General features: G+C 59.8%; 17 protein-coding genes, 1 pseudogene and 1 riboswitch. Of the genes and pseudogenes, 11 read left to right on the top strand and 7 right to left on the bottom strand.

Annotated features, from left to right (window positions below):
- The first annotated feature begins 7 nt into the window (after positions 1 to 7).
- Together PYK22_RS09025 and PYK22_RS09035 are read left to right on the top strand one after the other, a co-directional pair.
- Entirely contained in the window at positions 8 to 1,219 is a 1,212-nt protein-coding gene (locus PYK22_RS09025) for a VWA domain-containing protein (protein WP_083437738.1), read from the top strand.
- 382 nt (positions 1,220 to 1,601) lie between these two features.
- Positions 1,602 to 5,270, top strand: a complete 3,669-nt coding sequence (locus PYK22_RS09035) for a response regulator (RefSeq protein ID WP_041976361.1) — start codon at positions 1,602 to 1,604, stop codon at positions 5,268 to 5,270.
- Positions 5,271 to 5,381: 111 nt separating this feature from the next.
- On the opposite strand, the gene PYK22_RS09040 is transcribed toward PYK22_RS09035, so the two are convergent.
- Genes PYK22_RS09040 through PYK22_RS09050 form a run of 3 tightly spaced genes read right to left on the bottom strand, consistent with a single transcriptional unit; the run spans position 5,382 to position 7,731 of the window.
- Complete coding sequence (locus PYK22_RS09040; protein ID WP_157770780.1) at positions 5,382 to 6,320, bottom strand: hypothetical protein; 939 nt, start codon at positions 6,318 to 6,320, stop codon at positions 5,382 to 5,384.
- A 32-nt stretch (positions 6,321 to 6,352) separates the two neighbouring features.
- Positions 6,353 to 7,156, bottom strand: a complete 804-nt coding sequence (locus PYK22_RS09045) for a hypothetical protein (protein WP_157770781.1) — start codon at positions 7,154 to 7,156, stop codon at positions 6,353 to 6,355.
- Positions 7,144 to 7,731 carry an RNA polymerase sigma factor gene (locus tag PYK22_RS09050; protein WP_041976369.1) on the bottom strand — a complete coding sequence of 196 codons (588 nt, stop codon included), beginning with the start codon at positions 7,729 to 7,731 and terminating at the stop codon, positions 7,144 to 7,146. The genes PYK22_RS09045 and PYK22_RS09050 overlap by 13 nt, the downstream gene beginning before the upstream one ends.
- A gap of 103 nt (positions 7,732 to 7,834) precedes the next feature.
- On the opposite strand from PYK22_RS09050, the gene queG reads away from it, so the two are divergent.
- The 5 genes and pseudogenes from queG (at position 7,835) to PYK22_RS09070 (ending at position 13,721) form a co-directional block, all read left to right on the top strand.
- The gene (gene queG, locus PYK22_RS09055; RefSeq protein ID WP_041976372.1) at positions 7,835 to 8,803 is read left to right on the top strand and encodes a tRNA epoxyqueuosine(34) reductase QueG; all 969 of its coding nucleotides are present in this window, start codon (positions 7,835 to 7,837) and stop codon (positions 8,801 to 8,803) included.
- A gap of 156 nt (positions 8,804 to 8,959) precedes the next feature.
- A pseudogene (locus PYK22_RS18035) lies at positions 8,960 to 9,040 on the top strand (30S ribosomal protein THX); the annotation flags it as partial.
- Positions 9,041 to 9,333: 293 nt separating this feature from the next.
- Positions 9,334 to 10,188: a LolA-like protein gene (locus tag PYK22_RS09060; RefSeq protein WP_041976376.1), complete on the top strand. Its 855-nt coding sequence runs from the start codon at positions 9,334 to 9,336 to the stop codon at positions 10,186 to 10,188.
- A gap of 118 nt (positions 10,189 to 10,306) precedes the next feature.
- Positions 10,307 to 11,041, top strand: a complete 735-nt coding sequence (locus PYK22_RS09065; RefSeq protein WP_041976378.1) for a hypothetical protein — start codon at positions 10,307 to 10,309, stop codon at positions 11,039 to 11,041.
- A 46-nt stretch (positions 11,042 to 11,087) separates the two neighbouring features.
- Complete coding sequence (locus tag PYK22_RS09070) at positions 11,088 to 13,721, top strand: M1 family metallopeptidase (protein ID WP_041976381.1); 2,634 nt, start codon at positions 11,088 to 11,090, stop codon at positions 13,719 to 13,721.
- Positions 13,722 to 13,766: 45 nt separating this feature from the next.
- Here PYK22_RS09070 and PYK22_RS09075 read toward each other — a convergent pair whose 3' ends face one another.
- The 3 genes from PYK22_RS09075 to PYK22_RS09085 form a co-directional block, all read right to left on the bottom strand.
- A complete protein-coding gene (locus PYK22_RS09075) occupies positions 13,767 to 14,531 on the bottom strand; it encodes an inositol monophosphatase family protein (protein ID WP_041976384.1) in 765 nt (254 codons plus the stop codon).
- Positions 14,532 to 14,723: 192 nt separating this feature from the next.
- Positions 14,724 to 16,370, bottom strand: coding sequence for a urocanate hydratase (hutU, locus tag PYK22_RS09080; protein WP_041976632.1), 1,647 nt, complete (start codon positions 16,368 to 16,370; stop codon positions 14,724 to 14,726).
- A gap of 60 nt (positions 16,371 to 16,430) precedes the next feature.
- A complete protein-coding gene (locus tag PYK22_RS09085; RefSeq protein WP_041976386.1) occupies positions 16,431 to 17,381 on the bottom strand; it encodes a tetratricopeptide repeat protein in 951 nt (316 codons plus the stop codon).
- 165 nt (positions 17,382 to 17,546) lie between these two features.
- A riboswitch (cobalamin riboswitch) is annotated at positions 17,547 to 17,759 on the top strand.
- 212 nt (positions 17,760 to 17,971) lie between these two features.
- Here PYK22_RS09085 and PYK22_RS09090 point away from each other — a divergent pair.
- The 4 genes from PYK22_RS09090 to metE all read left to right on the top strand — a co-directional run bounded on the left by PYK22_RS09090 (position 17,972) and on the right by metE (position 24,606).
- Positions 17,972 to 18,412, top strand: a complete 441-nt coding sequence (locus tag PYK22_RS09090; RefSeq protein WP_041976389.1) for an acyl-CoA thioesterase — start codon at positions 17,972 to 17,974, stop codon at positions 18,410 to 18,412.
- Between the two features lie 11 nt (positions 18,413 to 18,423).
- Complete coding sequence (locus PYK22_RS09095; protein WP_060635507.1) at positions 18,424 to 21,174, top strand: ribonucleoside-diphosphate reductase subunit alpha; 2,751 nt, start codon at positions 18,424 to 18,426, stop codon at positions 21,172 to 21,174.
- 29 nt (positions 21,175 to 21,203) lie between these two features.
- The gene (locus tag PYK22_RS09100; RefSeq protein WP_041976633.1) at positions 21,204 to 22,211 is read left to right on the top strand and encodes a ribonucleotide-diphosphate reductase subunit beta; all 1,008 of its coding nucleotides are present in this window, start codon (positions 21,204 to 21,206) and stop codon (positions 22,209 to 22,211) included.
- 94 nt (positions 22,212 to 22,305) lie between these two features.
- A complete protein-coding gene (metE, locus tag PYK22_RS09105) occupies positions 22,306 to 24,606 on the top strand; it encodes a 5-methyltetrahydropteroyltriglutamate--homocysteine S-methyltransferase (RefSeq protein WP_041976393.1) in 2,301 nt (766 codons plus the stop codon).
- Positions 24,607 to 24,615: 9 nt separating this feature from the next.
- Here the strand turns inward: metE and PYK22_RS09110 are convergent, their stop codons facing one another.
- Entirely contained in the window at positions 24,616 to 26,922 is a 2,307-nt protein-coding gene (locus tag PYK22_RS09110; RefSeq protein ID WP_041976396.1) for a lytic transglycosylase domain-containing protein, read from the bottom strand.
- Positions 26,923 to 26,982 lie beyond the last annotated feature (60 nt).

The following is a 26,982-nucleotide window of genomic DNA, read 5'->3' on the forward strand; positions in this document are numbered from 1 at the left end:
GTAGAAGATGAACGTCGAGCGTGGATCGCCGAAATTATGGATGGATCGCAAGAACCCTCGTCTCTCCATCGCTTTAATCGCGCTCGCCATCCTCTCTCTCGCGCTCGATGCATCCGCCGCGCAAGATCCGACACACGTGACGCGCCCGCGCCGCGTCGAAGCGCCTTCTGCTCAAACGTCTTCCGAACAGGCGGGACGCTCTCAACAGCCCGCGGGTCCAGAGCAAAATCCGCCTCAACGTCCAACACAACAAGGCGAGCCGGTCGGCGAAGACGAGGTCGTGCGCATCGAAACGGATCTGACCAACGTGCTCTTCAGCGTGCGCGATAAGAATCGCAGGTTCGTTACCACCTTGCAACGCGACGACATTCGCGTTTACGAAGATGACATCCCGCAGGAGATCTTCACCTTTGAACGGCAGACCGAACGCCCGCTCTCGCTCGCGATCTTGATCGATACGAGCCTCTCGCAAGAATTGACGCTGCCCGTGGAGAAGATGGCGGCGCGAGCCTTCGTCCGCTCGGTCATGCGCCCCGACAAGGACGAAGTCGCCGTCATCTCGTTCACAGGCGATGCGACGCTCGAGCAGGGATTGACGAGCAACGTCGAACGCATCCAACGCGCCATCGACCGCGTCAGTCTATCTGTGCCCGCAGGTTACGTCGGCGGAGGGATGACCGTGCCGGGGACGCCGCCCATCTCCGGTCACACGACTGAAGGGACGACGGCCATCTGGGATGCGATCTGGGTGACCTGCGATGAGGTTCTGGCGCAGACATCCGATCGGACCAGACGCGCGATCATCCTCCTCTCCGATGGACAGGATACGAGCAGCCGCTACAAGATCCAACAAGCGATCGATCAAGCGATCAAAACGGAGACTTCGATCTACGTCATCGGCATCGGCGACCTTTACAACTTCGGCATAGATGAGAAGGCGCTGCGGAAATTGGCTGAAAACACCGGCGGGCGCGCCTTCTTCCCGCACGATGAGAGGGAGTTGCACGCCGCCTTCGCGCAGATCCAAGAGGAGCTGCGCTCGCAGTATCTCGTCGCCTATTCACCAACGAACAAGCGGCGCGATGGCTCCTATCGTCGCGTGCGCATCGAAATCGTCAATCCCGAACTCCGCAAGCAGAAGTTACAACTCTCCTACCGACAGGGGTATTTCGCTAAAAGCGACGCGCCGCAGAGCAAGAAGAACGGCGCGACACCGTGAATTTGAAAGCCTCGACTCAGAACCTTCAGGCGCATCATCAGGCATCCGAGTTTCGCCATCAAGGTGATGACAAACCGCCACGCGACTTGCTATACTGTCCCCCGCTTTGCGGCGTTTTCGCTTCAGATCGCGGCAAAGCGGGAGTTCTCCTCGAAGTCGATCATCTCTCGTCCGAGGCGACGTCTCAAAGGATTCTTTAAAATCGCGTCAATATCGCTATGGGTAAAATCCGGATCCGCTCTTCTCTTCCTTCATCGCGCGCCGAATCCCTCGCGCCCGGTTCATGATCGCGATCGGGCGAAGCTCCTGCGATGAAGCGAACGCGATAGCGTTCACCGAGACCGGCTTCGAGTTAACCTGCAGATCGAACAGCCACGGGTTTATGAACGATCAAGCATGTCGAGCCACGGTGCTCATCGTCAACGATGAGCCAGAGACTCTGGAAGTCCTGACCGTACTGTTACAGAATGAAGGCTATCGCACCATCGGAGCAATTAGCGGCGAAGAGGCGCTCCAGCGCGCGCGCGAGGTCAATCCCGACCTGGTCATCAGCGATGTGGTCATGCCCGGCATGGATGGCATCGAACTATGTCGTCGCCTCAAAGAGGATGTGCACACGAGCAGCATCCCGGTGCTTCTGGCCAGCGCGCGCCACTCGGCGAGCGAAGCGGGAGTCAAAGGTCTCGAAGCCGGGGCCGATGATTTCCTCGAAATGCCATTTCGCCTTCAAGAGCTTCTGATCAAAACGGCCCGCCTCGTCGAAAGGAGTCGCGTCGAGCGCCACTACCGTGATCTCGTCGAACAAGCGGCGGACATCATCTTCACAGAAGACCGTCATGGGCGGTTGACGAGCATCAATCGCGCGGGGACGCTCCTTTTCGGACGCTCGACCGCGGAATTGATCGGGACGCCGACCGAGCGGCTCTTCGGCACGCCGCAGGAGGCACCTCAGGCTGAGCAACGCGAACGATCCGAGCGAGGGGTTCACCGCATCATAGACGCCAATCAATCGATCCGCTATCTCGAAGTGATCACCACGCCGATTCACGATTCGCGCGGCGAGGTGATCGGCAAACGCGGCATCGCGCGTGACATCACCGAGCGAAAGCTGCTCGAGAAACACCTAGCCCGCCAACTCGAACGCGAAGCCGTCATCGGGCGCATTACGCGCGCCGTCCACCAATCGCTCGATCCGGCAGAGGTGTTCCGCGCAGCGGTCATGGAACTGGGCCAGATCCTCGAAGCCGATCGCTGTGTGCTCTTCATCCCGGATGAGGAGAGCGGGATCGTGCGCGCCGTCGCCGAATACTCCGTGGATTGCGTCGCCCCGCCGATACGCGAATACAAGCTAGAAGATCTCGAGGAACTGCGCCGGCAGATCAAAGCCGCAGGCTTCCTCGCCAGCGACGATGCCGCTAACGATCCACGACTGAGCTCGATCTACGAACGTTTCTTGCTCAAATCTGGGATCCGCTCGGTGCTTTACGCGGCGATCAAAGTGGGCGAAGACATGCACGGCGCCTTCGCCATCTCGACCGTCAGATGTGTGCGCCGCTGGAGCGAGATGGATATCGCGCTCGCCTGCGCCGTCGCCGAACAGACAGGTTTAGCCATCCGCCAAGCTCAGCTCTACCAGCAGGCCAACGCCGCTTCCATGCGCGAAGCGTTAATCAATCGCCTCGGCCAAACGATTCGCGCGTCGCTCGATCTTCCCGAGATACTTCACACGGCGACCCATGAGCTGGGGCGTGCGCTCGGAGTGTCGCGCGTGCACTTGAGCTTGTATGAAACCAATTCCGAAAAGCTGCTCCACGAATACACATACGCGACCGATGGGACGAGCGCTCGACCGGAAAGCGAGGGGCATCTCGTGGAATCGATCCGGCGACGCTTGAAAGTTGAACTTCAACCGCTCATCTTCGATGAACTGAGAACGGACGGCGAGCGCGATGAAGCATGTCAGATCCTCACGGAATGCGGCGCGCGCGCGGCGATCTTCTATCCGCTCATCATCCAAGAGAACTTTCGCGGCATCCTGTCAATCTATCAACTCGACCGCGCGCGGCGTTGGAGCAAAGACGAACTGACGTTGATCGAAGCCGTCACCGCGCAACTTTCGACGGGGATCGCGCATGCGGAGACGTTCGGCATGGTGGCCCATGCCAAACGCGAATGGGAAGTGACTTTCGATGCGATGTCCGATGGGATCTTCATCTTCGACGCGCAGAAGAGGCTCGCGCGCGTCAACCGCGCCGGAGCGGCGCTGGAAGATTCATGGCCGCACCTGCTGATCGGACGTCGCTGCTGCGACGTTCTGCGCTCCGCCGATCAGACCTGTCTCGTCGAACGAACCTTCCATGAAAAGCGTCGCATCGTTCAAGAGTACATTCTAGAAAGCTCTGTCCGCCCGCTCCTCGTCATAGCCGAACCTCTGCTCGACGAGCACGGGCAAGTCAACGGAGTGATCTGCACGGCACGCGATCTGACCGAACTGCGCGAAGCGCAAGCGACGGCGCGGCAGCAACAGGCGCTTTTGCTCAGCGTCCTGCAGACCTCACGCGAAGCGATCTATGCCACCGATGCCGAAGGGCGCGTGCAGTGGGGCAATCGCGCCGTCTTCGAACTGATCGGGCGCACGGGGGATGAATTGATCGGACGCCATATCGGCGATTTCATCCACGAGGATGATCGCGAGCTCGTGCGGCGCTGCATCCAAAAGACTCTCGATGGTCAATCGCAGTCCTATGAAGCGCGCTATTGCTCCGCCGACGGCAGCGTGCGCAGCGCGCTCGTCACCTGCACCCCGCTGCGCGTCGATGAGCAGATCACCGGCATCCTCTGTTTCGCTCACGATATCACCGAACAGAAGCAACAACGCGAACGTCTGGCGCAGGCCGAAAAGCTTCGCGCGCTCGGCCAACTCGCCTTCGGCGTCGCGCATGACTTCAATAATGCGCTGGCCGCGATCCTCGGACGAACTCAACTGATGCGCCGCTATATAGACGACCCGAAGCTCCTTCAAAGCCTGGATGTGATTCAAACCGCCGCCGAGGACGCCGCCGCCATCACCCGTCGCATTCAAACCTTCGCTCGCCAATCTCCGCTCGAGAGATTTGAACGGCTCGACGTCGCCCTGCTCGTGCTCGACGCCATCGAGATCACGCGCACACAATGGGAAGACGAGGCTCATGCGCGCGGCGTGAACTACGATGTGAAGATGCAGATGCCGAACGATCTGTTCGTCGCCGGCAACGCTTCCGAACTCCGCGAAGTCTTCGTCAATCTGATCATCAACGCGATCCACGCGATGCCGAACGGCGGACGTCTCGCCATCTCAGGCGAACGGCGCGACAATCAGATCGTTCTGCAATTCAGCGATGAGGGGATCGGCATCCCTGCCGACTCCCTCGAAAGGATCTTCGAACCTTTCTACACAACAAAAGGCGTGCATGGGACCGGATTGGGTCTCTTCGTCAGCTATGGGATTATCGAACGCCACCGCGGCCTGATCGAAGTCGAATCGGAAGTCGGACGCGGCACGACCTTCACCATCAAACTTCCGGCCACCTGCGCCACAGCCCCGAAGAGACGCAAGCGGCGGCGAGAGATGACAGAATCGCTCTGCATACTCGTCGCCGATGATGATCCAGCCGTGCGCGAAACGCTCGCCGATATGCTCACCGCAATGAACCATCGCGTCGTCGAAGTAGACGGCGGACACGCCGCGTTCGCCGCGCTGGCCACGCAGCCTTTCGATCTAGTCTTCACCGACCTTTCGATGCCCGAGATAGATGGTTGGCAGTTGGCGCGTACCATCCGCCGCCATCAACCGGAGATAGGCATCATCCTCGTCACCGGATATGGGTATGACGCCCTCGCCCAAACGGAAGAGAGGAACCTAGTCGACGGCGTCATCGCCAAACCGTTCAACTTCGACGAACTGGCCGAGATCATCGCCCAAACGATCGAACGCCGCAACGCCATCCTCGCCTCGTTCGACGATCGTTTGACGGGAGAGGTCGAAACGGCGCTGGACCATACGAGCAACTGAAATTGAAACCGCTCGTCATTGAAGAGGGGCGGTGGCTGACGCCACCACCCCCACTTCTCGCTGATTGCTTTCCCCCTTGTTCAATCGTTGCCCGCCCGAAGCTGAAGGCGATCAACCGCGCCTCTTTATCCGAAACTCCCTCTGCGGCACCGGCAACTCCTCGATCGTGTAGTTGGAAGGGACCTCGAAAAGCGAGCGATCCGGCTCGCCGCGTTTGATGTTCGTCAATCTATAGGTCGTCTCACCAAAACGCGGATCGCTGTGTCGCGTCATCACGACCATCTGCAACTCGGGCGAATACCAGCGCTCGAAGACGACCTCAATCGGCCTCTCGTTCCCGATCGCGCCCGCCGGAATGGTCAGCGTAAGGCGCGTGCCCTCGGCTTCGACGCCTTCGATCACCTGCTTGCCGAGCGATTCGCTTTTGACCTCTTCGGAACCGAACTTTTCGCTTGGTCCTACCGCCGTGATCGTAGAGATCGGTCCGGGCGGCGGTAGAGGCGTGGCATCCGGCCCCGGCTTCCCCTCACCGTGCGGCGGCGGACTCATCGGACCGAGGTCTTTGGGCAACTCGAGGAAAGCGTGCTTACGCGCCGTATTCGTTCGCGGGTCGAGGATGTAGTTGACCTTCGCCACCGGATCGCTGATGAAGATCAGATGCAGCGGCTCAACTTTCGCCGGAAACGGGCCGATCATGTCCAACACCTGCTCGCGCCGCACGCGCCCCTCGCCATCTCGATAGATGGTCGCCGTCGAACGCCGCGCGATGCGATTCCCGTCGGCTAATGTCTGGACCGATTCCGTCACTTCCTCCGCGGCAAAAGGGGCGCCTTTGACGATCTTATTGAAGCTCATCTCGGATGAGATGAAGACGAATGTTCCACTGGCCGGACCTGGGCCGGTCTGAACGCTGACATACCGCTTCTCGGGCGGCCAGCCTTTCGCCCCTTGATCCTGCGCTTTGGCGAAGCTGACAAACGACACGAGCAATAAAGATGAGATCATGACGGCATATCTCTTCACACATGGGGTCGAGTTCGACAGTCTCATAAGTTTCATGCCTCCGTTCGATTGACTAGCTTTCAACGCACAAACCGCACGGCACGCGCCAGTCCATCAGCGCCGATGACGACATCAGCCCTCACCCACTCTCCGGATCGCTCTGCGTTTATCGGCCACCCTAAAGAGACCAGAGCCGCGCGCGGGAGCTCTACGCGCACGATCTGACCGCTCTCGAACGGGAGAAGTTCAGGCGGCACGAGCGGAATGAATTCCGTCGCGATCTCTCCAGCGATCGAATCCCCATCGATCGCTCTTCTTCCCGGCGCGCGCTCTCTCCGTTGCCGAAGCGATTCGCCCCTTCTGACTCCTTTCCTCACCACATTGAGCGAACCCTTCTTTGAAACGGCCTTCTCAGGCACGACGGACTCGATTGCGGGCGACCCGCTTGCCCGCAACTCATGCCGCTCGGCCCGCGCCGCACGCTCATCCTGAACGGACTGTGACCGATTCGATCCCGATTGTCTGTATGCGATGAGGAGACCGGTGACAAATAGAGCGCAAACGGCCAACAGCCAAGCGTAGCGCAAGGATCGCGCTCTTGCCGGAAGAGATCCGATCGCCACACGCTCCTTCGAAGCGAAATGCTGGCGGAAGGCGATGACCAGATCTCGTTCTAGTTCTTCCGGCACGCCATCACGCTCATCTTCGACCGCCAGCCCGTGGAGCGCGAGCGCAAGCGCTTGCGCGCTCGCGAGTCGCCGCGCGCACTCTGCGCATTCGGCAGCATGCGCGAGCGCAGCTTCGAATCGTTCAGCGTCCGCCGGGCGATTGCGCACCAGATCGTGCACTGACGAAGCGAACTTTTTGCACCTCAAGCGTAACATCTCTTCGTCTCCACCGGAGCGCTTGTGGAAGAGCCCAATCTTTCGCTGAGCAACGCACGCGCCCGATTGAGCCGCGAACGTATCGTTCCGACTGCGCATCCCAGCGCCGCAGCCGCCTCCGCATAGCTCATCCCATGCAGATCACAAAGGATCACAACTTCGCGATAGTGCACGGGCAAAGCGAGGATCGCGCGGCGCACGCGCGCAACCGTTTCGGCGCGTTCCATCTCGGCAAACAGATCGCCCGCTTCGACCTGATCGAGCGCGCCATCGCCATCTTGCATCGTCACGAAGGATGACGCGCGCTCGATGGCACGCCGCACCAGATTTCGCGTCATCCCGTAAAGATAAGCCGGAAACGATCCCCGATCCGCATCGAACCTTTCCGCCTCGCGGATCAACGCCAGGAAGACATCTTGCGTCACGTCCTCGGCAATCGAAGTCGAGCCGCTCATCTGACGGGCGAACCGGTAAACACAACCGCTCCACCGCCTGTAGAGCGTCACGAAAGCCTCTTCGTCTCCCGCGGCCATGCGCCGAAGCAGGTCCTGATCGCTGAGAATTTCGGCTGCCATCGGATCGCCTTTTCGTCAGATAATTCCCCGCGAGGCGTGGAAAAGTTCCAAAATTCGCCAGCCATCGCGCCTTCGCTTCTGTTATACTCGAACCCGAAGTTGGATGCAGGGAACGATCTCAAAAGACGCTTCCCCTCGAACGCGCGCGGCGAAGATTCGCGAGCGCGCCCTCAATCTGGGCTTTCACAAAGTCGGGATCGCACGCGCCGAACCGCTCACCGAAGAGCGAGCGCGGCTCGAGGAGTGGTTGGCGCGTGGATTTCACGCGACGATGCAATGGATGGCGCGCGATACGGAACGCCGCGCGGATCCGCGCCATCTTCTGCCTTCGGCAAAATCGGTTGTCGTCGTCGCGCTCAACTACTACACGCCCCACGAGCATGATGAAGATCCCGATCGAGGGAAGATTTCGCGTTACGCTTGGGGCGACGATTACCATGAGATCATCGGCGACAAATTGCGCACGCTGCTCGATTGGATCAGAGCCGAATGGCCTGAGGCTGAAGGGCGCATCTGCGTCGATGCCCAGCCGACGATGGATAAAGCGTGGGCCGTCCGCGCCGGATTGGGCTGGATCGGCAAACATTCGAATCTGATCACGCGCGAATATGGATCATGGGTCTTCTTGGGCGAACTACTGCTCAATCTGGAGCTGGAACCAGACGTTGGTCCAGCAGAAGATCACTGCGGCACCTGCACGCTCTGCCTAGAAGCTTGTCCGACCGGGGCGATCGTCGAACCGCGCGTAGTCGATGCGAACCGATGCATCTCGTATGCGACGATCGAACTCCGCGCCGCACAAATCCCCGAGGAGATCGCGCGCAATTTGCGCGGTTGGCTTTACGGTTGCGACATCTGCCAAGACGTCTGCCCGTGGAATCGCTTCGAAAAACCGACCGATGAGCCGCGCTTCGAACCGCGATACGGACAAACGACGTTGCCGCTTGCTGAAGTGATCGCGATGGATCATGAAACGTATGTCGCGCGGTTCCGCCGCAGCCCCATCAAACGAGCTAAACTCGCCGGATTGCAACGAAACGCGCGCGCGCTTCGAAACAGAAGCGGCGATTAGAGCGCCGCCGCCTCGCGCGAAGAACAGGCCAATCGAACTCAAACGTTAGCCCCCAATCGAGGATCGAAAGATGAGCCTTTCGCCTTGCACTTTCGCCATTCCCATGTTGATAATTATGGGTTTCCAAACTAACGCGACCGATTAGGAGGAGATTGAATGGGTAAAGGAGATTTGCGGACCAGGCGTGGGAAGCTCTTCCGCGGCACTTACGGTAAATCGCGCCCGAGGAAGAAAAAGAAGAAAGCGGCGGCGCAAAAGCTTCAATCCGCAACCGCTCAACCTCCCGCGACGGAGAACCGCGCCCAGCAAGCCGAAAGCTAAGTCCAAATAGTCGCCCTCTGAGAAGCGCCGGGCCGCCCGAGCGCAAGGCGAATCTTGCGCTTCCGCCATTTCCGCAGCTCGGCGCTTCGGGCGGTTCCGTCAACTCTGCCTCACTCTTCCATCGAATGATCCGAGCGTGATATGCTCGCAGACGGCTTCCCCCAATCCACCTTCCCCCGCAGTACGAAGCCTATTTGAGGAGAAGGACCATGTCACGTTTTAACCTTTTCGCGATCTTCGTCGCGATCGTCGCGTTTTTCAACTCCTGTCAGCAACAGACGCCGATCAACAATGCGAACCTGAGCACGACGAACGCCAACACCTATGCCGGTCCAGTCGAATCGCCGAGCCCGCCGATCGAAGCGCGCGAACCGGACACCTACAGCGCGACCGTCACCTTGACGGCCCAAACGGCGGGCAGCGAGCGCGTGCTCGGCATTCCGCCTTTGACTTTCGAAGTGTCGCGCGACGGCGACTATCGGCGTTACGCTTTCCGCTTGCCTAACGGTGAACAGGTCATCTACCTGGACCGCGGCGACCAACGTTACCTCCTCTTGCCCGATCGGCGACAGTACGTCGAATTGAATCGTGAAACGATCGGGTTCGAAGTGCCCCGCGTGATGACGCCAAGCGAGATGGTTGACGAACTGCGACGGCGCGGCGGTTATGAGCGCGTCGGCGAAGAGGAGATCAATGGGCGCACCGTCATCAAGTATCGCTATGCGACGACGACGCGCACCGACACGCAGGCGGGCAATGTGCAGGCTGAGAACTTCGTCTACGTCGATAAAGAGACCGGGCTTCCGCTCCGCTCCGAACTCTTCTCCGAAGCCGAACGCGAAGTGCAAGGCGTCAAAAGCGTGCGCATCGTCGCCGAGATGCGCGATCTCAGGATCGCGGCGGATCCGAAACTCTTCGAGGTCCCGCAAGGCTTCGCGCGCGTATCCGGCGAACAGGTGAAGCAACAGATCGATGCGCTCGCCGCATTGATAAGCGCCACATTACAAGGTATCGCGCAAGCCGCGGCGCAACCATCGCCGACCGCGTCGCCGACAGGCCGATGAACGGTTCGCGACCGCTTTCGGCGCCGAAAGCGAGGCTGAAAGCGATCGCCTTCGATGATGGCGGATATCGAATGATTTTGCGGTCTATGCGCCGCAAACCTTACGAGGAGGATAGCAGATGAGATATGCGCTCGTTCTCCTGTTAGGCGCGCTCGTCGGTGGGGCGCTCGTCTATTTTCTGCTCGCCAATGCTCTTTACGCGAGAAAGCTTCCCGATCTGCCTCCGCCCCATCTCGACGAGGGCGAAGATTCAACCGTCGCCCACATCACGTTCGACGAACGATTCTTCAATTCGGCACTCGAGACCATCTTCAAAGAGATCGGCGCGCCGACGTTCCGCCTAGCGGCGAATGGCAGCGCGCCGCAACTTATCGGCGTTCAGGACAGCGCTTGCCCGAGCCAGATCACCATCATGCCAGAGGGGACGAACACGCGCACCTTTGTTCGCTTGACCGATGGTAAGATCGCCGTCCCTCTCGCTTTCGTCGGCAATTACAACGTCTTCGGGCGTTGCCTGAATTTCCGCGGTTCGGCGCAAACCGATTTCCAACTTCGCTTCGACCCGACTCGACAAATACTCTACGGGCAACTCAACGTTGAAGGCGTCTCGCCCGAAGGTATTTCGCCCGCGTTCGCCGGGCTGATCACGCTTCTAGTGCAACGCGCGCTTAACGAGCGAGTCAATCCGATCGCGATCCTGCACGGCGAGCAGCTAGCCCTCGATCTACCGGTACAAGCCGCAGGCGGCAGTTTGCGCGCGCGCGTCAAAGACATTCGCGCCGAGACGGGCGATGGGACATTGCGATTGAATATCGTTTACGATTTCAATGGGCATCGCTCTCCCGTAAAATGATGTCCGGCGAAGATAGACCACTACACGCGCACCATTTGAGCGTTCGATGAAACTCCTCGTCCCACTGCTGTGCCTCTTTTCGATGTGCACCGTGATCTATGCTGCGGGATCCTCTTCGCTGCTCGAACCGGGAATAAGCCGCGAACTGGCAGAGTTTCGCGCCGCGCGCTACCGCCACGTCCGGTACGACCTGCGCATAGAGCTGAGTCCGATGGCCGAAAACCTTCGCGGCGAGGAGGAGATTCGCGTCACGCTCGATAGGGTGACCGGCCCACTTATACTCGACTGGCGCATCGATCCTCGCCAAGGTCGCTCACCGGCTCGCGTATGGGACCTCATCGTTAACGGTCGCGCCGTCACGGTCAATCACGTCCAAGATCACATCGCGATTTCACAAGAACATCTGACCGCGGGGGAGAACATCATAAAGCTCGCCTTTGAATCGCCGATCAGCGCTTCCGGCAGTGCCGTCACGCGCTACATCGATCATGAAGATGGCAGCGAATATCTTTACACGCTCTTCGTGCCAGCCGATGCCAGCACCGTTTTCCCCTGTTTCGATCAACCCGACTTGAAAGCCCGCTTCCGCCTCCGCGTCACGCTACCGCGAGATTGGCAGATCATCTCGAACACCGATCCGGAGAGCGTTTCGTCCGAAGCGAACGTAAAGCAGGTCCGCTTCGCGGAGACAGCGCCGATCAGCACCTATCTCTTCGCCTTCGCCGCTGGCCCATTCGCCGAATTTCGCGATGAGAAGTCACCATTCGATACGCGCGTCTACGTGCGCCGATCAAGGCGCGAGCGCGCGATCAAAGAGATGGATGAGATCTTCCGTTTGAACCGCGAGGCCTTGGAGTTCTTCGCTCGCTACTTCGCTCATCCCTATCCGTTCAAGAAATACGATCTGGTCATCGTGCCCGAATTCGCTTACGGCGGGATGGAACATGCGGGCGCGACCTTTTTACGCGAAGAGGCGATCCTCTTCCCTTCCGACCCGACGGCCAACGATCTACTGTCGCGCGCCGAAGTGATCTTCCATGAAGCAGCCCACCAATGGTTCGGCGATCTCGTGACGATGCGTTGGTTCGACGATCTGTGGCTCAAAGAAGGATTTGCGACCTTCATGGCCTATAAGGCAATCGAAGCGCTCTTGCCACATAGCAACGCTTGGAAAGCCTTCTATCAAAGGACCAAACCGGCTGCCTACGCGACCGATGCGACCAAGGGGACGACGCCGATCTATCAAGAGATCGCGAACCTTTCGGCAGCTAAATCAGCCTACGGCAACATCGTCTATCGCAAAGCCCCATCGATGCTTCGCCAGGCCGAGTTCTTCCTCGGATCGGAGGTCTTCCAGCGCGCCATCCGTTCGTTCGTCAACGAATACGCCTTCGGCAATGCGACTTGGTCTGATCTGGTGCGCGCCTTCGAACGCGCTTCCGGGCGCAAACTCGACCGCTGGGCTGCGGCTTGGGTGAAGAAGCGCGGCATGGCTGACGTTCGCGTCAGTCTGGCGTTGGACCAACGCGGGCGCATCGCCAAACTTACGCTCACTCAACATGACATCCTCAACGAAGGCGGCATGTGGCCGATGCGACTGAAGCTTCTTCTCGCCTATGATGCGCCGCTTGCGCCAAAGGTGCTGACCGTCATGCTCGAAGACGCTCGACAAACGCCCGTGCCCGAAGCGACGGGACTCCCTCGCCCGCTATACATCTTCGCCAACTACGAAGACTACGGCTATGGCCGTTTTCTGCTCGATCGAGAGAGTCGCGAAGCGGTGATCGAAAGACTCGGCGCGATCGAGGATGATTTCCTTCGCGCGCTGTTGTGGGGCGCGCTCTGGGATAGCGTGCGCGAAGCCGAGCTGGCACCGATGAGGTATCTCGAGCTTGGGCTCAAGCTGCTTGCGCGCGAACGCGATGAGGTGACGGCCCAGAGCATCTTGAATCGCATGCAGATCGCTTTCAATCGCTATCTCTCTGACGCGCAACAGCGCGCCATCGCCCCGCGCTTGGAATCTTTTCTCGCAGAACAGGCGCAACTCGCCCCGTCGCTGGGATTGCGAATCACCTATTTTCGCGCCTTCCAAGCAGTGGCGATGACCGACGCCGGTCGCGGTTTCCTCAAGAGGCTACTGCGCGGCGAAGTCTCCATTCCCGGGATGACGCTGCGCTCGCGCGACCGCTTCGCGATCATCACAGCTCTTCTCGCGCGCGATGACCCGGACGCTTCTGCGTTTCTCGAGGAGGAGAGCCGTCAGGATAGAACGGACGATGGTCGGCGCTATGCTTACGCTGCGCGCGCTGCGCGCAAAGACGAAGATGTGAAGCGCGAGTATTTCAACGCCTACTTGAATGATGAGAAGCTACCTGAAAGCTGGATCGAAGCGAGCCTCCCCTCCTTCAACACCATCCATCAAGCGGAACTTACCTTGCCTTATCTCGAACCCGCATTGCAACAACTGCCGCGCTTGAAACGGACGCGCAAAATCTTCTTCGTCAACAACTGGCTCGCCGCCTTCATCGGCGGTCAATGCGATGAACGCGCGATGACGATCGTGCAAAAGTTCCTCGAGCGAGAACACTCGCTCGATCCAGATCTTCGTTTGAAAGTGCTCGAAGCGGCTGATGAACTCGAACGTTGCGTGCGCATAAGAAGAACGTTCGCTACGCCCTGAAAACTTGCGTCAAAGAACCGCAGGCTCGCTCGTTCAATCGGCAGATCAGGTCGGAGCTAGCACGCGCATCATCGCCTCATGGATCAATCCATTACTTGCAAGGACCGGCGCGTAGTAGCTCGAGAACGGATGCCCTGCATAATCGGTCACACGCCCGCCGGCTTCTTCAACGAGCAAAACTCCAGCCGCCACATCCCACGGATTCAGCCCTTCTTCCCAGAAGCCGTCGAAGCGCCCGCAAGCGACATACGCGAGATCGAGCGCGGCGCTGCCATCACGTCTGACGGCCTGCGCCGTCATGATGAAATTTCGAAAGTGGCCGATTAACTCGCCGCGTTCGCGCACGTCGTAGGGGAATCCTGTGCAGAGCATCGCTTTGCTTAAATCTTCGACATCGGAGACGCGCACTCTTCTGCCGTTCAACGTCGCGCCCGCGCCGCGCTCGGCGGCGAACAACTCGTCGCGCATCGGATCATAGACGACGCCGAGCACGATCTCGCCTCGATATTCGAGCGCGATGGAAACGGCGAAGACCGGATAGCCGTGCGCATAGTTGGTCGTCCCATCGAGCGGATCCACGATCCAAACGTAATCGCTCCCGCGTTCGACTGACGCGCCTGACTCTTCCGCGAGAATGGCATGCCGCGGGTAGTAGCTTTTGATGCGTTCGATGATGAAGCGTTCGGAAGCGAGATCCGCTTCCGTTACGAGATTTATCTCACCTTTGTGCGAAACTTCGGTGACGCGCCCGAAGCGCTCGGCCAAGATGTGCCCCGCCTCGCGCGCTGTTTGAACTGCAAAATCGAGCAAGTTTCAGCTAATCCCTCCGTCCTTAAAGACTATTCGAAAAGGCGCCGTCGCAGTGAATCAATCGCTGCGCGGCGATCAATTAAAGATCTCTCGCCAAGGCGCACTCGCTCGCCTTAGCACGACGCCGCGCTGAATAGAACGGAAGCGCATCTTTCGCGGCGCTTCTAGATCCGTCAAACGCAAGCCCTGCATTTAAAGCATGGGGATTTTGATCCCCTTCTGCCGAGCCGTCTCGATCGCCTCATCGTAACCGGCATCCACGTGGCGCGCGACGCCCAAACCAGGATCGTTCGTCAGGACGCGCTCGATCCGACGCGCGCTTTCGTCCGTGCCATCAGCGACCGTCACTTGTCCGGCGTGCAGGCTGTAGCCTATGCCGACGCCGCCGCCGTGATGGAACGAGACCCAACTTGCTCCGCTCGCGGTATTGAGCAATGCGTTCAAGATGGGCCAGTCGGCGACCGCATCCGATCCATCCTTCATCCCCTCCGTTTCGCGAAAAGGCGAGGCGACCGATCCGGCATCGAGATGATCGCGCCCGATCGCCACCGGCGCCTGAAGTTCGCCGCGCCGGACCAGTTCATTGATCGCTTCGCCCATCTCCGCTCGTTCGCCGTAACCGAGCCAGCAGATGCGCGCCGGCAACCCTTGAAACCTCACGCGCTCGCGCGCTAACCGCAGCCACCGGGTCAACGTTCGATCCTCAGGGAAAAGCTCGAGCGCCAAATCATCCGTGCGCTGTATGTCGCGCGGATCGCCCGACAGCGCGACCCAGCGGAAGGGACCGCGCCCCTCGCAAAAGAGCGGGCGTATATATTCGGGCACGAATCCCGGAATCTCGAAAGCATCCGCGACGCCAGCATCGAAAGCCTGCTTGCGTATGTTGTTGCCGTAGTCGAAAGCGACGGCTCCAGCCCGCTTCAAAGCGAGCATCGCTTCGACATGCCGCGCGATGGATTCCAAAGATCGTTTGACGTAACCTTGCGGATCGCGCTCACGTAACCGCGCCGCTTCTTCCAAGCTCAACCCAGCCGGGACGTAACCGTTCAGCGGATCGTGCGCGCTCGTCTGATCCGTGACGGCATCGATCGGCACGCCGCGCCGGACCAGTTCGGGAAGAACTTCGGCGCAATTTCCGACGAGGCCGATCGAAAGGGCGCGCTTCCGCTGACGCGCCTCTTCGCACAGACGCAACGCTTCGTCTAAATCCTCGACGAGCAGATCACAGTAACCGGTGCGCACGCGCCGCGCGATCCGTTCGCGCTCCACTTCGATCCCGAGGAAGACTGCGCCGTTCATCGTCGCCGCCAGCGGCTGCGCGCCGCCCATCCCGCCCATGCCCCCCGAGACGATGAGTCTGCCGGAAAGATCGCCGCCAAAATGCTTTTCGCCCATCGCGGCGAACGTCTCGAACGTCCCCTGCACGATGCCCTGCGTGCCGATGTAGATCCAAGAGCCGGCGGTCATCTGACCGTACATCATCAAACCCTTACGCTCAAGCTCGTGGAAGTGTTCCCAGGTGGCCCACGCGCCGACTAAGTTGGAATTGGCGATGAGCACGCGCGGCGCCCAGTCATGCGTGCGAAAGATGGCGACGGGCTTGCCAGATTGGACCAGCAAAGTTTCATCGTTTTCGAGCCTTTGCAACTCGCGCACGATCGCCTCGAACGACGCCCAATCGCGCGCCGCACGTCCACGCCCGCCGTAGACGACGAGATCTTCGGGCCGCTCGGCGACCTCTGGATCGAGGTTGTTCATCAAACAGCGCAGCGCTGCTTCTTGGTGCCACCCTTTGCAACTCAGTTGCGCGCCGCGCGGCGCCCGCACAACCCTTTGCATGGTCATCGACTCCCCTCTATTACTGCACACTCTGATTTCGCCATCTTCACAACCATCGAGTCAAAACGGAAGCGTCCGCTTGCCCGCCGCTTGCTGACGCAATTGCTCGATGATGGAACGAATCGCTGGAGCGAAGCTCCCATTGGGCGCAAGCTCCAAGTACTTCTCGTAGGCGGCGATGGCCTCTTTATACCTCTCCATCTTCTCATACGCTGCGCCGAGCAACTGGTAGAGTGCGGGTTCCGTATCGAAGAGCTGCGCGATGGCGCGTTTGAACGACGCTGCGGCTTCTTCATACTTCCCTTGATCCTCGAAGATCAGCCCGATGCCGGTATAGGCTTCAGGTTGGAACCCTCGCCCTTCGCGGATCGCGCGCCGGTAAGCAGCGAGCGCGGCCACATAATCGCCCGTCGCGCGCATGATGCGACCTTCGACCGCCGAGGCTTCCGGATAGATGGGCCGCACGCGACGCGCCGCGTTGATCTCTTCGAGCGCCGCATCGTATTCGCCAAGCTCCATGGCGACGCGCGCTAGCCCGACGTGAGCTTGCGCGAAACGCGGTCGCAATCTGAGGGCCTGACGGTAAAGCTCTGCGGCGCGGCGTCGATCATCTTCGCTCTTCGCCCTCTCGCGGAGCTCCTCGGCTTGTTGAAAGGCGAGTTCCGCTTCATCGTCCGTCGGCACGAGGATGACGCGCACCGGACCGCGCGTTGGCACGCGCACCTGCAAGGCTTTCTCCTTGAAACCGCGAGCTCGTACGCGCAAAGTGTAAGCGCCGCGCGGGACGCGACGGATGATGAGCGCGCCCATCGCATCGGTGACGCCACAGCGCACGTCGTTCAACCAAACGACGGCGTTCGGCTGCGTGCGCACGACGAGCGTTGAAACTCCAAGCGGCGCAGCGCTTTTGCGTTGCGCCGCGCTCGCGCCCCCAAACACGAGCGCGCAACAGATCAGCCCCAAGAGCCGCCCCTTCGAAAAGCTCACTCTCGTCAAGACGTATGCGCCCATCGCGCCTTTACGATAACCCGTTACGCGGCTTGGATTCCAATGCGGAGACGCCCACTACAAATTGAACTTCCATCTTCCGCTGGCACAATCTGTTGTATCCACCGACGCCATCCCCCTTGACTATGGTGACGCCGTCGTCTATATTCATGCGCGCTCTCGTTCTTTAAAACACGAATGCGGTTTGGTGCCCCGTAGAGGGTGAAAAGGGAATTCCGTGCGATGCGGCGACATCAAATCGGAAGCTGCCCCGCAACTGTGATCTCGATCTCGCGTGCGGCGAGATAAAAGTCCCCGATCTCGAAAGCCACTGTCCGCTGGATGGGAAGGCCGATCGGGGATCGAGAAAGCCAGGAGACCTGCCAAACCGCCAGAGGCAAAGGCCTTCGAGGGGAGGCGCTTGCGAGTCTCGATAGCGGGCGACGCTCCGCCATCGCGAGTTTACGGTTGTCGGGCCACACCCCATCCCGACCGGAAGAGGTCACGCCAAAAGGCTCGACATAGCACAGGGGCGCGCTCGCAGACGATGAAAGTAAAGCGTGGCCCCGCCTCTTTGAAGGCGGGGCTTTTTCATCTTCAGAGGCGAGGCAAAGATGTTGGCAGAGACCGAAGCGGGCGAGACGCGAATCGTCGAAATGGTCTTTCCTAATCAAACGAACCACTATGGGACGCTCTTCGGCGGCCACGCCTTGCGTTTGATGGACATGGTCGCGTTCATCACCGCTTCGCGCTTCGCCCGGCAAACGATGGTGACCGCCTGTTCGGAGCGCGTGGACTTTCAAGCTCCCATTCGCCAAGGCCAGATCGTCGAACTCACCGGGCGCGTGATCGCCACAGGGCGCACGTCGGTCACAGTGGAGGTTGAAATGTACGCTGAAGAGCTTCTCACCGGCAAGCGCGATTTGTGCACGCGCGGGCGTTTCATACTCGTCGCCGTAGATGAGCATCAACGTCCTGTCCCGCTCCGAAAGACCTTGAACTCAAAGACCGCTTCGCTTTCCGCAACTGAGGGCGCGGACCAGCAATCCACCTAGGAGAAAAGAAGATGCCCATCGAAAAGATCAAGAAACGGACGCAAGAGGTCGTCGATTTCGATCGCACGAGAATAGAACTGGCGATGAAAAAAGCCTTCATCGCCACGAGAGTGGCCGCCTCCGATGAAGAGATCGCCGCCATCACCGACAAAGTGATCGAGGATCTGGAGCGGCGCTTCGTCGAGAGCTTTCCCGGCGTGGAAGATATTCAAGACGTGGTCGAAAGGAAATTGAGCGAAGCCGGCCATTTCGAAGTCGCCAAAGCATACATCCTCTATCGCAAAGAACGCGAGCGCGTGCGCCTTGCGCGCCGGCGCGAACTGCTGGAGCGACTGCGGCGAAGCGAAATCACCGTTCGCAAACGTAACGGCGCGGCTGTCCCCTTCGATTTGAGCGAACTTGAGGCGAACGTGCAACGATACGCCTCGCTCTTCCCCGAAGCCAAGATCGATGTCGCGGAGATCGTCGATGAGACCTGTTTGAACCTGTATGACGGGGTATCGGCGAGCGAGATCAACCGCGCCATCGTCCTTGTGCTCCGCGCGCGCATCGAACGCGATCCCATCTATTCGCAACTGGCGGCGCGCGTGCTGTGGAACGATCTTCGCAAAGAAGTGCTCGGCGTAGACGAATTCGCCGCGGAGTTCGCTGACAGGTATCGCCAACATTTGAGACGCGCCATCGAATCGGGCGTGCGCGCTCGCCGTATCGATCCGCGGCTTCTCGAATTCGATCTCGAACGTTTGAGCGCAAGCCTAGCTCCGGAGCGCGATTCGCTCTTTGAGTTCATCGGCGCGCAAACGCTTTACGATCGCTATCTGCTGCGCGACCACGAGCAACGGATCTTGGAACTCCCGCAACATTTCTGGATGCGCATCGCGATGGGACTGGCGCTCAATGAAGCGGACCGCGAAGGGCGCGCCATCGAATTCTACGACTTGATGTCGAAGCTGCTGTACGTCCCATCGACGCCGACGCTCTTTCACGCCGGCACGACCCATCCGCAGATGAGCTCATGTTACATCACGACGGTGGAAGACGATCTCACGCACATCTTCAAGTGCATCGGCGATAACGCGCAGCTTTCCAAATGGTCCGGCGGAGTGGGCAATGACTGGACCAACATCCGCGGCACCGGCGCGCTGATCCGCAGCACCAACGTCCCGAGCCAAGGCGTCGTGCCGTTCCTCAAGATCGTCGATGCGACCACGGCGGCGATCAATCGCAGCGGCAAGCGGCGCGGCGCGACCTGCGTCTATCTGGAGACGTGGCACTACGACATCGAAGACTTCCTCGAACTCAGAAAGAACACGGGCGACGAGCGCCGTCGCACGCACGACACGAACACGGCCAACTGGATCCCGGATCTGTTCATGAAGCGCGTCATCGAAGATGGCCAGTGGACGCTTCTTTCGCCCGACGAAGCGCCCGATCTTCATCACACGTATGGACGCGACTTCGAACGGCGTTATCTCGAGTATGAGCGGCGCGCCGAGCGCGGCGAGATGCGGCTGTGGCGGCAAGTGTGCGCGCGCGACCTGTGGCGCAAGATGATCAACATGCTCTTTGAGACGGGCCACCCGTGGATCACTTTCAAGGATCCGTGCAACATACGCTCGCCGCAAGATCACGCCGGCGTGGTCCACTCTTCCAACCTCTGCACGGAGATCACGCTCAACACATCGCGCGAGGAGACGGCCGTCTGCAACCTCGGTTCGATCAACCTCGCGCGTCACGTCGCAGGCCGGGCGATCGATTGGGCGCAGCTTGAGCGCACGGTCAAAACAGCCATGCGCATGCTCGATAACGTCATCGACCTGAACTTCTACCCGACCGTGGAAGCCGAACGCGCCAATCTCAAGCATCGCCCCGTCGGGCTTGGCATCATGGGGTTGCAGGATGTCCTTTACATGCTCGACTGCGATTTCGAGAGCGAGCGCGCCGTCGCGCTTTCCGACGAATTGATGGAGTTCATCTCGTATCACGCCATCCTCGCCTCATCGGAACTGGCGCGCGAACGCGGCGCGTATGAGAGCTATCGCGGCTCGAAGTGGGATCGCGGCCTGTTCCCGCTCGATACGCTCGAGATGCTGGAGCGAGAGCGCGGGATCGAGACCGGCGTGGAGAAGCGAGCGCGCATGGACTGGGAACCGGTGCGCGAACACGTCCGACAGTTCGGCATGCGCAACTCGAACTGTTTGGCCATCGCGCCGACGGCGACCATCGCCAACATCGCCGGCTGCTTCCCGTCGATCGAGCCGATCTACAAGAACCTCTATGTCAAATCGAACGTCAGCGGCGAATTTACGGTCATCAACCGGTATCTGGTCGAAGATCTGAAGCGGCTCGGATTGTGGGACGAAGAGATGGTCCGGCGACTCAAACAGCACGACGGCAGCATTCAAAGCTTCACGGATCTACCTCCGCGGCTGCGGCGCAAATACAAAGAGGCATTCGAAATGGACGCGCTATGGATCATCCGCCATGCTGCTCACCGTGGTAAGTGGATCGATCAAAGTCAATCGGTCAACATCTTCACGGCGAGCACTTCGGGCCGCTATATCTCGGACATCTACATCACGGCTTGGAAGATGGGGCTTAAGACGACCTACTACCTGCGCACGCTGGCCGCTTCGGGGATCGAAAAGAGCACGCTCGATGCGGCGAGCGCGCACGCGGTTCCCGAGACGACCGAAGAAGTGCCGAGCGAGACGACCAGCGCCGTCTGCTCGTTGGATGAAGGGTGTGAAGTCTGCCAGTGAAAGCTCATCGTTTGGAGAGAGAGGCCATCATGATGGAGAAACGGATTCTCAATTGCTCGATCACCGATCCGAACAAGATTCTGCCGATCAAGTACGATTGGGCGCGCCGGTATTATAAAACGGGCGTGGCGAACAACTGGACGCCCGAAGAGGTGAATATGCAGAAGGACGTTGAGATGTGGCGTTCGCCGACGGCCTTGACGCCCGATGAACGGCGCGTCGTGATGTGGAACATGGGCTTCTTTTCGACCGCCGAGAGCCTGACGGCGAACAACATCGTGCTTAGCATCTACAAGCACATCACCAATCCGGAATGCCGGCAATATCTGCTCAGGCAAGCCTTTGAAGAAGCCATTCACACCGACACCTTCATCTACTGCTGCGACACGCTCGGACTCGACCCGGACGAGGTCTATACGATGTACATCAACATCCCGAGCATCCGGCGCAAGGACGAGTTCGTCGTCGAGATGACGCGAAGCCTTCTCGATCCCGGCTTCACCACTCGAGGGACGCGCAACATCCAACGCTTCGTGCACGATCTGGTCGGCTACTATCTGATCATGGAAGGGGTCTTCTTCTACGCCGGTTTCGCCATGATGCTCTCTTTTCTCCGGCGCAACAAGATGGTCGGCGTCGGCGAGCAGTTTCAGTTCATCCTGCGCGATGAATCGGTCCATCTCGCCTTCGGGACGGATTTGATCAACACGATCGTCGCCGAGAACCCTGAGATCTGGACCGAGGATTTCCAGAAGGAGATCACGGCAAACATCATCCGCGGCGTCGAACTCGAATGTGAGTACGCGCGCGATTGTTTGCCGCGCCCGATCATGGGGTTGAACGCGGAGACGGTTGCGGAATATGTCCGCTACATTGGCGACCGCAGGCTCGAGAAGATCGGGCTTGACCGCGTCTTCTACGCAGAAAATCCTTTCCCGTGGATGAGCGAGATCATAGACCTGAGGAAGGAGAAGAACTTCTTCGAAACGCGCGTTACAGAGTACAAGAGCGCGGGCGCGTTACATTGGGATGATTGAGAAATCTCAAAGCGAGCGGAAAGGGTTTAGCGCGTCTGACAGAAGCCATCGGTGAGGCAAGCCGAACATCGTCGGTCATAAAAAGGAGTTGAAGATGATCATCACGCACACGCTCGGTTTCCCGCGGATCGGACCGCGCCGCGAACTGAAAAGAGCGCTCGAAGCTTATTGGGCCGGCGCGATCACGGAGAGCGACTTACGCGAAACGGCGGCGACGATTCGCCGCCATAACTGGCTCATGCAGAGGGATGCGGGCATAGATCTCATCGCCTCGAACGATTTCTCGCTCTACGATCACGTGTTGGACACGGCGGTGCTCGTCGGCGCCATCCCTGCGCGCTACGGTCGAGATGAAAACTCCCTTTCGACATACTTCGACATGGCGCGCGGATCCGCTGAACGAGATCTGCCCGCCATGGAGATGACGAAGTGGTTCGACACGAACTATCACTACATCGTCCCCGAGTTCACTCAAGAGCAAGAGTTCCGCCTCGCTTCGACCAAACCGTTCGACGAATTCGAGGAAGCGAAAGCGCTCGGCATCATCACCAAACCCGTCATCCTAGGTCCGATGAGTTTCCTCTTGCTCGGCAAGACGAAAGGGGCGCGTTTCGATCGTCTCGCTCTGCTCGATCGCTTGCTGCCGATCTACGCCGAAACGCTCGCGCGCCTCAGTTCGCTGGGGGCTGAGTGGATCCAGCTGGACGAACCATGCCTTGCGCTCGATCGAACGGCAGAGGAACTCGAAGCATACAAGGCGGCTTATGAGACGTTGCGCGAAGCCGTCCCCAACGCGAAGATTCTCCTTGCGACCTATTTCGAGAGGCTCGACGAGAATCTTCCGACCGCTCTCAGCCTGCCGATAGATGCGCTGCATCTCGATCTCGTCCGCGCGCCGCAACAACTGGAGCAGGCGCTCGCTTCCGTTCCCGAGCGGATCGCCCTCTCTCTCGGCATCGTAGATGGGCGAAACGTTTGGCGGAACGATCTCCGTTCTTCGCTCGCGCTCATTGAAAGGGCCATTCAGAAGCTATCGCCCGAAAGAGTGCTGATCGCCCCGTCGTGTTCCCTTCTTCACGTCCCCTATGATCTCGCGCTCGAAACGAAGCTCAGTGAGGAGTTGAGGTCGTGGATGGCGTTCGCCAAACAGAAGCTCGATGAGCTCTCCTGGCTAAAGCGCGCGGCGAGCGGGAAGGATGGGATAGTCGAAGCCGAGTTCGAACGTAACGCGCGCGCGATGCAAGCGCGGCGTTCGTCGCCAGCGGTCTACGACCAAAGCCTAAGAGCGCGCGTCAACGAAGCGCGGCGTGATCGGCTTCAACGCCGCGTCTCCTATCCCGAGCGCAAAAGGCGGCAACAGCGGAAGCTGCGGCTTCCGCTATTGCCAACGACCACGATCGGATCCTTCCCGCAAACCGCAGAGGTGCGCTCATGGCGCGCGAAGCTGAGACGCGGCGAACTGTCGGTGGAAGAGTATGAGCAACGAATCCGCGCCGAGATCGAACGCACCATACGCTGGCAGGAGAGCGTCGGCTTGGACGTTCTGGTCCACGGCGAATTCGAGCGAAGCGACATGGTCGAATATTTCGCCGAGCAGCTCGACGGCTTCGTCCTCACTGAAAACGGTTGGGTGCAAAGTTACGGCTCGCGCTGCGTAAGGCCGCCGATCATCTACGGCGATGTGCGACGGCGCGCGCCGATGACCCTCAAATGGTCCACCTTCGCGCAATCTCTGACGGACAAACCGGTGAAAGGGATGCTGACTGGTCCGGTCACCATGCTTCAATGGTCGTTCGTCCGCGACGATCAACCGCGCAGCGAAACGGCTTTTCAGATCGCGTTGGCATTGCGCGATGAAGTGAGCGATTTGGAACGGGCTGGGATCAACATCATTCAGATAGATGAACCGGCGCTGCGCGAAGGGTTGCCGTTGCGCCAATCCGATCGCCCGGATTATCTAAGCTGGGCCGTTGACTGCTTCCGCTTCATCATCGCCGCGGCGCATGATGAGACGCAAATACACACGCACATGTGTTATGCGGAGTTCGATGACATCATCGAAGCGATCGTCGAAATGGATGTTGATGTCATCTCGATCGAAAGTTCGCGTTCGGCGATGGAATCGCTCGACGCTTTCGTCCGATACGGTTATCCGAACGAGATCGGCCCAGGAGTCTACGACGTTCACTCCCCGCGCGTCCCCTCGGTGGAGGAGATCCTAACGCTTCTGCGGAAGGCGACGGCGGCATTCGACGCGCATCGCCTCTGGGTCAATCCCGATTGCGGATTGAAGACCAGGGCGTGGGAGCAGATCAGACCTTCGCTCACCAATATGGTCGCGGCGACCAAACTGCTGCGCGTCGAGCTGGCCGATAAGGCGAAGCCTGTTGAATGAGGCGCCGAATCACTCTCGCTCTTCCCGCCGCTCATCGGTCAACGCGCGCCTTGCGCGCACAGGCGCGCCGGTGGGGCTGATGGGCGCGCGCCCGACCTCTGGTCGAAAATTTCCATTTTCATCATAAAGGCGCCTGTACTGTAACATGTTGCGCACGACGCCCTGCACGTAACCGCGCGTCTCGCTCAGAGGGATGGCTTCGGCCCATTCATCGAGATCGGCGGGCAGAGAGGTCAACCACTGAGCCACACGGTTCGGTCCGGCATTGTACGCCGCAGCGGCGTATTCTAATCTCCCGAAACGCGCCATTTGATCTTTGAAGTACGCTGTGCCGAGGCGAATGTTCAGGTTCGGATCGTGAAGCGCATCGGCATCTATCTGATCCGTCAGCCCATAACGTTTCGACACGAGTCGCGCCGTCGGCACAAGCAACTGCATCAGGCCGCGCGCGTTAGCCCGCGAGACGGCGCGCGTATCGAAGACCGACTCCTGGCGGATGAGGCCGGCGATCGCGTAAGGATCGAGGCCGCGCGCGCGCGCTTCGCGTTTGATCGTCTCCCAATACATGAGCGGGTAGAAGATCTCCCACGCCTCGCGCGATAGCTCTTCGGGCTTCATCTGCGCATAATCCGGGTAGCTTTGCCGCAACGCATTGAAGGCTTGAAAGGTCTCACCGCGCAGCCGATAAAGACGAGCGAGCGCGAGATTGACGCGCGGACTATCGGGAGCTTTCGCTTGAGCCAAGCGCAACTCATCGAACGCCCACTCATCGAAACCGAGCGTGGCGAGATTCTCCGCCCGCGCGATGCGCTCATCCTCCGATGGACCAGCGGTCTCCGGCGCAACGCTCACCGTCCCGAGATTCGCGACGGCTTTTGCCAGAAGGCCATCGGTCCGCTCTTTTTGCGCCGCGTCTCCCCTCAAGCCCTCAAGACGTTGTCTCGCCAGATAGCCATACCATGTCGCCTCATACCGTTCCTGTAAAGCTTCATAAAGGGCGCGAGCTTCGCTCATATGCCCCGTGCGCTCGGCGTCGCGCGCGGCCCAGTAAGCCGCACGACCGCGGAAATCGGCGTGCCGATCCGCATAATGCGCTAAGTATTCGACGAATCCAGCAAAAGCCGCCGCGTAATCTTTCGCTTGATGGTCCAGCCATGCGAGCTCGAACTGCGCCGCGGCAACCTCTTCCGAACCCGGGAAACGCTCGACCGCAATGCGCCAAAACCTTCTGGCTTGCCATTCGTCTTTCGCCTCACGCGCCGCGTATCCGAGCGCGGTGAACGCGCGGCGCGTCCAAGAGCTTTGAGGGAACAGGCGAAGCATCTCATTCGCAACATCCCAAGCGACACTCCACTGGCGAGTCCGCGCGTGAACGAGCGCGGTGTAATAGAGCGCCTCCGCTTTCAGCTCGCCAGCCGACGCAGGGACCGCGATGAAGGATGAGAGGGCGCTAGGCAAACGCCCGAGGTTGAAGGCCGCGATCCCGCGCCGCAAATTCGCCTGCGCATCCAACCTTTGCGGGAAACGAACGGCAAGCTGATCATATGCTTCAGCCGCCTCCTTGAAAAGCCTCGCTCCGAAGAGGCGGTCGGCGCGCACGTAGGCCTCCTCCGCAGTTTCCGGAGCGAGCGTCCCGTTCAAACGAAGGATGGAAGAGATAGCTTCACCGCTCTCCGCCGAGGCCGGGGCGAAGAAATAGATGCGGCGATAGAGCGCCAGCGCGCGCGCCAGGTCGCCGCTTCTTTCCAGAGCTTGAGCAGCGAGCAACAACGCCGCCGGATCGTCTTGCGACAATAGATCCTTCAAAAAGGTCGGCACCGCGCTCCCCTGGCCGCCCTCCAAAGCGAGCTTCGAAGCGCGTAGCGACGCCTCTTTGGCGCGCGGAGACGAAGGGAAGCGGCGAACCAGCGCCTCGTAAGCGGCGCGGGCCTCCACAGATCTGCCGGATTCCTCTAGGGCGCGCGCGCGCAGAAAGAGCGCATAGTCGCCGATCTTCGTCGGCGCGAAGTCGCCATCGAGCAAGGCTGCCGCGCCAGCCCAATCCCTCCGTTCAAAACGAAGGCGCGCGCGCGCCAATCGCGCCAGCGCTCCCAAAGGCGTCTGCGCATGCGCCACCTCGATCTGTTTGAGCGTCCCTTCATCGGGCAACCGCGAAGCCCGCATCAACGCCCGCAAGCGGGCCAGATCATCCGCTTCGCTTCCCGGCACCACGTTACAACTGCTCAAAGATGAGCCAAGCAGCAGAGCGCTGATGAAAGAGCCGCAAACGAGAGTTGAGACCGCCCGAAAGTTAAGTTGTCGAGTGAAGATCAGCATCTGCGTTCGGCGTAAGATCGAAGAAGTTCACGCCCCCTTCGTCGATTAGGATGCCATTGC

Source organism: Pyrinomonas methylaliphatogenes, from assembly GCF_000820845.2.
Lineage (GTDB): Bacteria > Acidobacteriota > Blastocatellia > Pyrinomonadales > Pyrinomonadaceae > Pyrinomonas > Pyrinomonas methylaliphatogenes.